This is a genomic window from Cellulosimicrobium cellulans (assembly GCF_042723955.1).
Lineage (GTDB): Bacteria > Actinomycetota > Actinomycetes > Actinomycetales > Cellulomonadaceae > Cellulosimicrobium > Cellulosimicrobium cellulans_H.
On sequence record NZ_JBHXIC010000005.1, the window covers coordinates 49,601 to 57,346 of the forward strand.

At 75.0% G+C, this 7,746-nt stretch carries 8 protein-coding genes; 2 read left to right on the forward strand and 6 right to left on the reverse strand.

The genetic code is table 11. From position 1 onward, the window contains the following. Positions 1-45: 45 nt before the first annotated feature. From ACFWH7_RS02710 to ACFWH7_RS02725, 4 genes are all read right to left on the reverse strand, one after another. Complete coding sequence (locus ACFWH7_RS02710) at positions 46-387, reverse strand: helix-turn-helix domain-containing protein (protein WP_047234712.1); 342 nt, start codon at positions 385-387, stop codon at positions 46-48. 359 nt (positions 388-746) lie between these two features. Continuing rightward, positions 747-1,301 (reverse strand): CinA family protein, encoded by a 555-nt coding sequence (locus ACFWH7_RS02715; protein ID WP_378214893.1) that lies wholly within the window; start codon positions 1,299-1,301, stop codon positions 747-749. Beyond that, positions 1,298-1,927: a CDP-diacylglycerol--glycerol-3-phosphate 3-phosphatidyltransferase gene (gene pgsA / locus ACFWH7_RS02720; RefSeq protein ID WP_141389646.1), complete on the reverse strand. Its 630-nt coding sequence runs from the start codon at positions 1,925-1,927 to the stop codon at positions 1,298-1,300. The genes ACFWH7_RS02715 and pgsA overlap by 4 nt, the downstream gene beginning before the upstream one ends. Positions 1,928-2,034: 107 nt before the next feature. Next, on the reverse strand, positions 2,035-4,869 hold the full coding sequence (locus ACFWH7_RS02725) for a DNA translocase FtsK 4TM domain-containing protein (RefSeq protein ID WP_378214894.1): 2,835 nt from the start codon (positions 4,867-4,869) through the stop codon (positions 2,035-2,037). 144 nt (positions 4,870-5,013) lie between these two features. On the opposite strand from ACFWH7_RS02725, the gene ACFWH7_RS02730 reads away from it, so the two are divergent. Then, entirely contained in the window at positions 5,014-5,946 is a 933-nt protein-coding gene (locus ACFWH7_RS02730; protein ID WP_378214895.1) for an MBL fold metallo-hydrolase, read from the forward strand. Between the two features lie 69 nt (positions 5,947-6,015). Here the strand turns inward: ACFWH7_RS02730 and ACFWH7_RS02735 are convergent, their stop codons facing one another. Both ACFWH7_RS02735 and ACFWH7_RS02740 read right to left on the reverse strand, forming a co-directional pair. Continuing rightward, positions 6,016-6,381 (reverse strand): Imm51 family immunity protein, encoded by a 366-nt coding sequence (locus tag ACFWH7_RS02735; protein ID WP_378214896.1) that lies wholly within the window; start codon positions 6,379-6,381, stop codon positions 6,016-6,018. A gap of 96 nt (positions 6,382-6,477) precedes the next feature. Next, the gene (locus ACFWH7_RS02740) at positions 6,478-6,888 is read right to left on the reverse strand and encodes a hypothetical protein (RefSeq protein ID WP_378214897.1); all 411 of its coding nucleotides are present in this window, start codon (positions 6,886-6,888) and stop codon (positions 6,478-6,480) included. 110 nt (positions 6,889-6,998) lie between these two features. Between ACFWH7_RS02740 and ACFWH7_RS02745 the strand changes: the two genes are divergently transcribed. Further along, positions 6,999-7,586 carry a TetR/AcrR family transcriptional regulator gene (locus ACFWH7_RS02745; protein ID WP_378214898.1) on the forward strand — a complete coding sequence of 196 codons (588 nt, stop codon included), beginning with the start codon at positions 6,999-7,001 and terminating at the stop codon, positions 7,584-7,586. Positions 7,587-7,746 lie beyond the last annotated feature (160 nt).

Below are 7,746 nucleotides of genomic sequence, written 5' to 3' on the forward strand. Positions count from 1 at the left end.
CGTCGCTGCCCCGGCACCTGCTCCGGGTCGACCGGGCGTGGACCGTCAGCCGACGGGCTGAAGGTCCTCTCGTCGTGCCGTGCCCTCGGGGTTCTGCCGTCCGAGGACCGCGGTCGCGAAGTCGGCCGGGATGGTGTCCGGGATGAGCAGACCCTCGGCGACGGCGACCCGGTCGCTGACCTCGCGCAGCACCAACGACATCGGGATGTCGAGCGCCTCGCAGATCGAGCCGAGGAGCTCCGACGACGCTTCCTTCTGACCGCGCTCGACCTCGCTGAGGTAGCCCAGCGAGACCCGTGCGGCCGAGGACACCTCTCGCAGGGTGCGCCCCTGTCGCTGGCGAGCGTCTCGCAGCACGTCCCCGATCTCTCGTCGAAGAACAATCATCTGGCGACCCCCTTCCGTGTCCCGTGCGCCCCCGGGAGCCGGTGTGGCCCCCACCTGGGTGCGCGAACTGCTCGTGCCGGTCTTCCTGTTCACTGCCCCGCGTGACGGGGTCGTCCTACCGTACCCCGCCCGCGGTCCGCTCACGTCTCCGGTGCGTCGTGCCGGACCGGCCGTCGGCGCGTTGTCCGTGCGGCCCACCGGTCGGTTGACGGTCCTGTTGGCGATCACGTGCTGTGCAACGTCCCGACGTGGGGCCTTGTTCCCGCGGCCGCCTGCCCGGCGAACCCCCCGCGGCACGTTCACGACCTCTCCACGCGCGGTGACGGCGACGCCGGCCGCCCGGCACGGGCGACCGCGGATCACCCGCCGATTTCACCCGGCCTGCCGTCGTCCGCGGCGGGTCCGTCGACCACAGCACGGGCGAGGTCGATCGCCGCCGCGACCGTCCCGGCGCGGACGGCCCCGCGCTCGCCGGCAAGGTGCAGCCGCCGCACGCGGGTCCCGCGCGGACCGCTCGCCGCGACGAACACCGTGCCCGGTGGCTGGCCGTCCTGCGAATCCGGTCCCGCGACGCCCGTGGTCGCGACCCCGACGTCCGCACCGAGCACCTCCCGCACCCGCTCCGCCATCTGCCGCGCGACGTCCGGGTGGACGGCCCCGTGGGCGGCGAGGAGCCCGCCGTCGACCCCGAGCACGGACCGCTTGACGTCCGTCGCGTAGGCGACGACCGCGCCCCGGAGCACGCGCGAGGCCCCGGGGACGTCGACGATCGTCGCGGAGAGCAGTCCACCGGTGAGCGACTCGGCCGTCGCGAGCGTCCACCCCCGCGCCTCGAGCGTCGCGAGGAGGCCGACGACGTCTGGTCGCGCGACCGAGGCCCCCGCACCCTCGGCGTCGCGCGCCGCCCCGGTCACGACGCCGACGCGCCGTCCGGGGCCGCCCCGCGCTCGGCGAGACGGGCCGCGCGGATCGCGTCGCGCCGCAGCCGCCAGCCCTGGTAGGCGTACTCGAGCCCCGTCACCACCGTGACGAGGATCGCCGCGGCGAGCACGACCCAGGCCACGACGCCGATCCACCCCGGCAGGTGCGACAGGGGCAGGAGGAAGAGCGTGATCGCGACGGTCTGGAGCACGGTCTTGAGCTTGCCGCCGCGGGACGCGGGCATGACCGCGTACTTGAGGACCGCGAACCGCAGGAGCGTGACGCCGAGCTCGCGCGCGAGCACGACCACGGGCACCCACCACGGCAGCTCCCCGAGCGGCCACGCGAGCAGGACGAGCGCGGTGCCGACGAGCAGCTTGTCCGCGATCGGGTCCAGGAGCTTGCCGAGGTCCGTGACGAGGTCGTACTTGCGCGCCAGGTAGCCGTCGAGCCGGTCCGACGTCGCGGCCAGCACGAAGATGCCCGTCGCGACGAGCCGCCAGGTGACGGACTCGCCGCCGTCGACGAGGAGCGCCCACGCGAAGAACGGGACGAGCAGGATCCTCGCCATGGTGACGAGGTTCGCGGAGTTCCACGGCGAGGGGACGGCGGTGACCACGTGACCAGCCTAGGGGGTCCTCAGGGGTGCCCCGACCCTCGTCCGCCACCACGGCCACGCGACGCCGTGCCGGCACCGGGCGGGCTCGGTGGGCACGCGGTGCGCGCTCAGCGCCAGCCCGACTCCACGTCGGCGCCGTCGTGGTAGTCGGTCGCGACCGGCGGCATGTGCCCCTCGGTGCCCTCGCCGTAGTCGTGCCCCGCACCGCCACCCGGCGCCGCGGCAGGCGCGGGCGCCTGGCCGTCGAAGACGTCCTGCGCCGGCTCGCCGCGGATCAGCGCGAGCGCCGACGGCAGCTCCTCCGGCGTCACGAGCACCTCGCGCGCCTTGGACCCCTCGGACGGGCCGACGATCTCGCGCGACTCGAGGAGGTCCATGAGGCGACCCGCCTTGGCGAACCCGACGCGCAGCTTGCGCTGGAGCATCGACGTCGAGCCGAACTGCGAGGTCACGACGAGCTCCGTCGCCTGGAGGAGCAGGTCGAGGTCGTCGCCGATGTCCTCGTCGACCTGCTTCTTCGCCGCGGTCTGCGTGACGTCCTCGCGGTAGACCGGCTTGAGCTGCCCCTTGACGTGCTCGACGACCGAGTGCACCTCGGACTCGGAGACCCACGCGCCCTGGACGCGCATGGGCTTCGCGGCGCCCATCGGGAGGAACAGCGCGTCACCCTGGCCGATGAGCTTCTCGGCGCCCGGCTGGTCGAGCACGACGCGCGAGTCCGCGAGCGAGGAGGTCGCGAACGCGAGCCGCGACGGCACGTTGGCCTTGATGAGGCCGGTGACGACGTCGACCGACGGCCGCTGCGTCGCGAGCACGAGGTGGATGCCCGCGGCCCGCGCGAGCTGCGTGATGCGCTGGATCGACGCCTCGACGTCGCGCGGGGCGACCATCATGAGGTCGGCGAGCTCGTCGACGACCACGAGCAGGTAGGGGTACGGCGCGATCTTGCGCTCGGAGCCCGGCAGCGGCTTGACCTTGCCCGAGCGCACGGCGGCGTTGAAGTCGTCGATGTGCTTGTACCCGAACGCGGCGAGGTCGTCGTACCGGGCGTCCATCTCCCGCACGACCCAGTCGAGAGCCTCGGCGGCCTTCTTCGGATTGGTGATGATCGGCGTGATGAGGTGCGGGATGCCCTCGTAGATCGTCAGCTCGACCCGCTTGGGGTCCACGAGCACCAGGCGCACCTGCTCGGGCGTCGAACGCATGAGGATCGACGTGATCATGGAGTTGATGAAGCTCGACTTGCCGGCGCCCGTCGCGCCCGCGACGAGGATGTGCGGCATCTTCGCGAGGTTCGCGACGACGTAGCCGCCCTCGACGTCCTTGCCCACGCCCATGACCATGGGGTGCTCGGTCCGCCGCGCCGCCGACGAGCGGAGCACGTCGCCGAGCACGACCGTCTCGCGGTCGGTGTTGGGGATCTCGATGCCGATCGCCGACTTGCCGGGGATCGGCGCGAGGATGCGCACGTCCGCGCTCGCCACCGCGTAGGCGATGTTGTTCGAGAGCGACGTGATGCGCTCGACCTTGACCTTGGGGCCGACCTCGACCTCGTAGCGCGTGACCGTCGGGCCGCGCGTGAAGCCGGTGACCTTCGCGTCGACCTCGAACTGCTCGAACGTCTGTGTCAGCGCCTCGACGACGCGGTCGTTCGCGGCGGAGCGCACCTTGTGCGGCGCGCCCTTGACGAGGGAGTCCTCGTTGGGCAGGAGGTAGACGGTGTCGCCCTCGAGCATCGGCTGCACGCCGCGCGGCAGAGGGCTGCTGGGCGGGGGCGGCGGCACGCTGCCCGCACCGTCGCCGGGGGCCGGCGCGACGGCGCCCATCGCGGCGGCCGCGGTGTCCTGCGCGGTGCCCTGCCCGACGGCGGGCACCGCCTCGGTGGGCGCGGTGCCGGGCGCCGGGTCGTCCCCGCGGCGCTTCTTGCCCCGACCGCGCGGGGAGTCCTCCTCGTAGTCGAGGAACGCCGCCGTCTCGAACGCCTCGTCACCGGAGAACCCGCCCTCGGGCTTCTCGATCTCGGCGGCCTCCGCCGCGCGCTGCGCCTTGGTCTTCCGGGGCTTGCGCGGGCGACGACCTGCCGGTGCGTCGGACCCGTCGTGGCGCGAGACGCCCTCCGCGAGCGCGAGCGCGTCGGCGTCCAGCTCCTCGTCGTCCGGGCGGTGGTTGCCCGTGAGCACGTCGTAGAGGCCGCGCAGCCGGCTCGGGATCCGGTGCACCGGGGTCGCGGTGACGACGAGGAGCCCGAAGAAGCCGAGCAGCAGGAAGATGGGGACGGCGAACCACGGCGTGAGACCGGTGGTCACGGGCGTCGCAGCGAGGTAGCCGACGATCCCGCCCGCGTCCTGCACCGCCTCGAAGCCGTCGCGCGGCGCGGGGAGGTCCTCGGAGATGTGCACGAGCGAGCACACCGACACGACGATGAGCGTGAGTCCGATCGCGACGCGCGAGTTCGCCTGCGCGCGCTCGGGGTGCCGCATGATCCGCACGGCGAGCCAGAGCAGCAGGACGGGCACCGCGACGCCGGCGAGGCCGAACGTGCCGGCGACGACCCCGTGCACGACGTCGCCGAACGTGCCCTGGATGCCCCACCACTCGCGGGCCGCGACGACGACCGCGAGGGCGATGAGGAAGAACGCGACGCCGTCGCGCCGGTGTGCCGGGTCCAGCTCTCTCGCTCCCTTTCCGATGGTGCGCACGAGCGCCCCCACGCCGTGCGCGGCGCCGAGCCAGACCGCCCGCACCGCGCGGACGGGCCATGGCGGCCCCGACGCGGGGCGCCGGGCGGGCCGGCGCGTGCCGGAGGAGGAGGACCGCCCCCGACCGGTGCCGGCGCGCGACGTGCCGCGGGCCGAGGACGAACCGCCGCGCGCCGAGGTACGGGGCGCTGGCGTGCGGTTGCTCGCGGTCCGACGTGCCTGCGGGGACGTGCGGGTCGCCATAGTGGTCCTAACCTACCTGCGGGGGACGACACGGACGCGGACCCGGCGGCGCGTGTCCCCGCCGGAGTGCCGCCGGGCGGCCGGCGACCTCGCGAGCGACGCCCGTGAACCGACGACCCGTGAGCGACCAGGACCGGAGGAGCCGTGCACGAGCCCACGCACACCCAGCGGAACGACGTCCCGAGCGACCCACGGAGTGGGCCGAGCGAACCACCGAGCGACCAGACCACCGCGGCCGCCGACGGGTCCGCGACCGCACCGCGAGCGCGCGACCTCGTCGAGGCGGTCCCGGGGGTCTGGGTCGCGACGGCGGAGATCTGGACGACGACGTCGACCGTCGTCACCACGCAGGACGGCGAGGCGTTGGTCGTGGACCCGGCGGTGACGGTCGCCGAGGTCGAGGGGCTCGCCGCCGCGGTGCGGGCGCGCGGCTGGCGCGTGACCGCCGGGTTCGCGACGCACCCGCACTGGGACCACGTGCTGTGGTCGCCGGGGCTCGGCGACGCGCCCCGCTGGGCGACGGCGCGCACCGCCGACGCCACGCAGCGGCGGCGGGCCGCGGTGCTCGCGTCGACCGAGGCCGCCGCGCCCGGCCACGACCCCGCGCTCGTGGGCGCGCTGACGCCGCTCCCGCGCGGCGCACGTCGGGTCCCCTGGCCGCAGGCCGCCCGCCCGGACCCGTGCTCGGTCACCGTGGTCGAGCACGACGCCCACGCGCCAGGCCACGCCGCGCTCGTGGTGCGGACGCCCTACGGGAGCGCGCTCCTGGCCGGCGACATGCTCTCCGACGCCGAGGTGCCGCTCGTCGACACCGACGGCCGCGACCCGGTCGGGGTCTACCGCGGCGCGCTCGACGCGCTCGAGCTCGCCGCGCGCGACGTGGACGCGCTCGTCCCGGGTCACGGGAGCCCCGCACTCGGACGCGCCGCGGTCGCCGCGCGCTTCGCGACCGACCGCGCCTACCTCGACGCCCTGGACGCCGCTCTCCGCGGCGGGACCACGCCCGACGACCGCCGGCTCACGGGCTACGTCGCCGAGTGGCACGACGCGCAGCTCGAGGCGCTGCGCTCGCGCTGAGGCCGCCCTACCCCTCCCACGGACGGTGCGGGCGGCGAACCGGAGCGCTGTCGACGCAGGTCGCCGGGCTCAGTCGTCGAGCCCGAGCTCCTCGGACCGGGCGAGCGCCACGTCGAGCGCCTGCTCGTCGGTGACGAGGCGGTGCAGGTGCCGTGCCGCGGCGTGCAGCGCGCCGAGGTCCGACCCGTAGACGCTCACCATGCCGCCCTCGGGGTCGAACCCGACCGCGTCCAGGACGCTCGGCTCGTGATCGGTCAGCGTGGCCCGGAGCGCGCCGGAGAAGTCGTACCCGGAGCCCTCGATGCCGTGCCGCTCGAGGGCGCCCTTGTGCTGGTGCCACTCCGGGCCGCCGGGCGAGTAGATGATGCTCCACCCCTGCGCCTGGGTCACGAGGTGGACAGGGGCGAGCGGGGCGAAGTCCTCGGCGTTCGTCATGCGGGAAACGTAGCGCTGACCACCCACGACGCCGCGGCGGACCTCCGGCGACGCAGCCCGAGCCCAAGCCCGGGCCCGGGCCCGGGCCCACCGTCGTCAGGCGAGGAAGAGCCCGATCGCGAGCGTCACGACGCCCGCGGCGAGGACCACGCCGCCTGCAGGGAGCAGCACGACGGCCCGGTTCGGCGCCTCGCGCCCCGAGCCCACGGCGGAGAGGAAGAACCCGGCGGGCAGGAGGATCGCGGCGACGAGCACCCCGGTGGCGGCGAGCCACCGCCAGAAGCCCGCGAGCTCGGTGGCCTCCGCGAGCAGCAGGCACACGAGCCCCAGGATGACGAGCACGCCCGCGTGCGCGTGCCCGGCGCGGAAGAAGGAGGTCTGGAAGCCCGTCGCCGGCACTCGTCGCGTGACGACCTTGACGAGGAACGCGCCGCCGGACTCGATGCCGACGACCGTGAGGAGGACGACGCCGGCGGTGATGCGGGCGGCGTCGGTGAGCTCGAGCACGGGTCCTCCTGGGCTGGCGGGACACCTCGGCGCACGGCACGCCGCGGGTTTGCGAACAGTGTTATAGAACAGCGTTCGCAAACCCGTGTCAAGCCCTCTAGACTCGTCGCGTGGCACGACCTCGACTGCACGACGACGCCCTGCGCGACCGACTCCTCGACGTGGCGTCCCGGGCCATCTCCGAGCACGGCGAGGGTGCCGTGACGGTCCGCTCGGTGGCGACGGCCGCGGGGACGAGCCCGTCGGCCGTGTACGCGCTCTTCGGCAGCCGTGACGAGCTCGTGGCCGCCGTGTCGGCGGAGGGATTCCGGCGGTTCGCGGCCCACCTGGCGACCGTCGAGCAGACCGACGACCCGGGTGCCGACCTCGCCGCGCTCGGCGGCGCTTACCGGGGGTTCGCCCTCGCGGACCCGCACTTCTACGCCGTGATGTTCGCGCGCGGGGTCCGGCCCGCCGCGGACCGTCCGCGTGCCGTCGAGGAGGCGACGTTCCTCGTGCTGCGCGACGCGGTCGCACGGCTCGTGCCGGACGCGAAGGCCGCCGACGACGTCGCGCTCGGGCTGTGGGGCCTCGTGCACGGCCTGGTCTCGCTCGAGCTCGCCGGCCTCGTCCCCGGCGACGACGCGGAGCGTGCCGCCCGCTACGGCGCGACGCTCGCCGCCGTCGGCCCCGGGCTGGTCCGGCGCACCGGGACGTGACGGTCACCCGACCGGGCGCGCGGCCCTTCCCCTGGACGAGACAAGTGGGCCCCCCCCCACCCCCCGCCCGGGGCCCCACCCCCAACACCACCCCCCCCCCCCCCCGCCCCCCCCCCCCGCCCCCCCCCCCCCCCCGCGACGCCGCTGGCTAGGGTGGAGC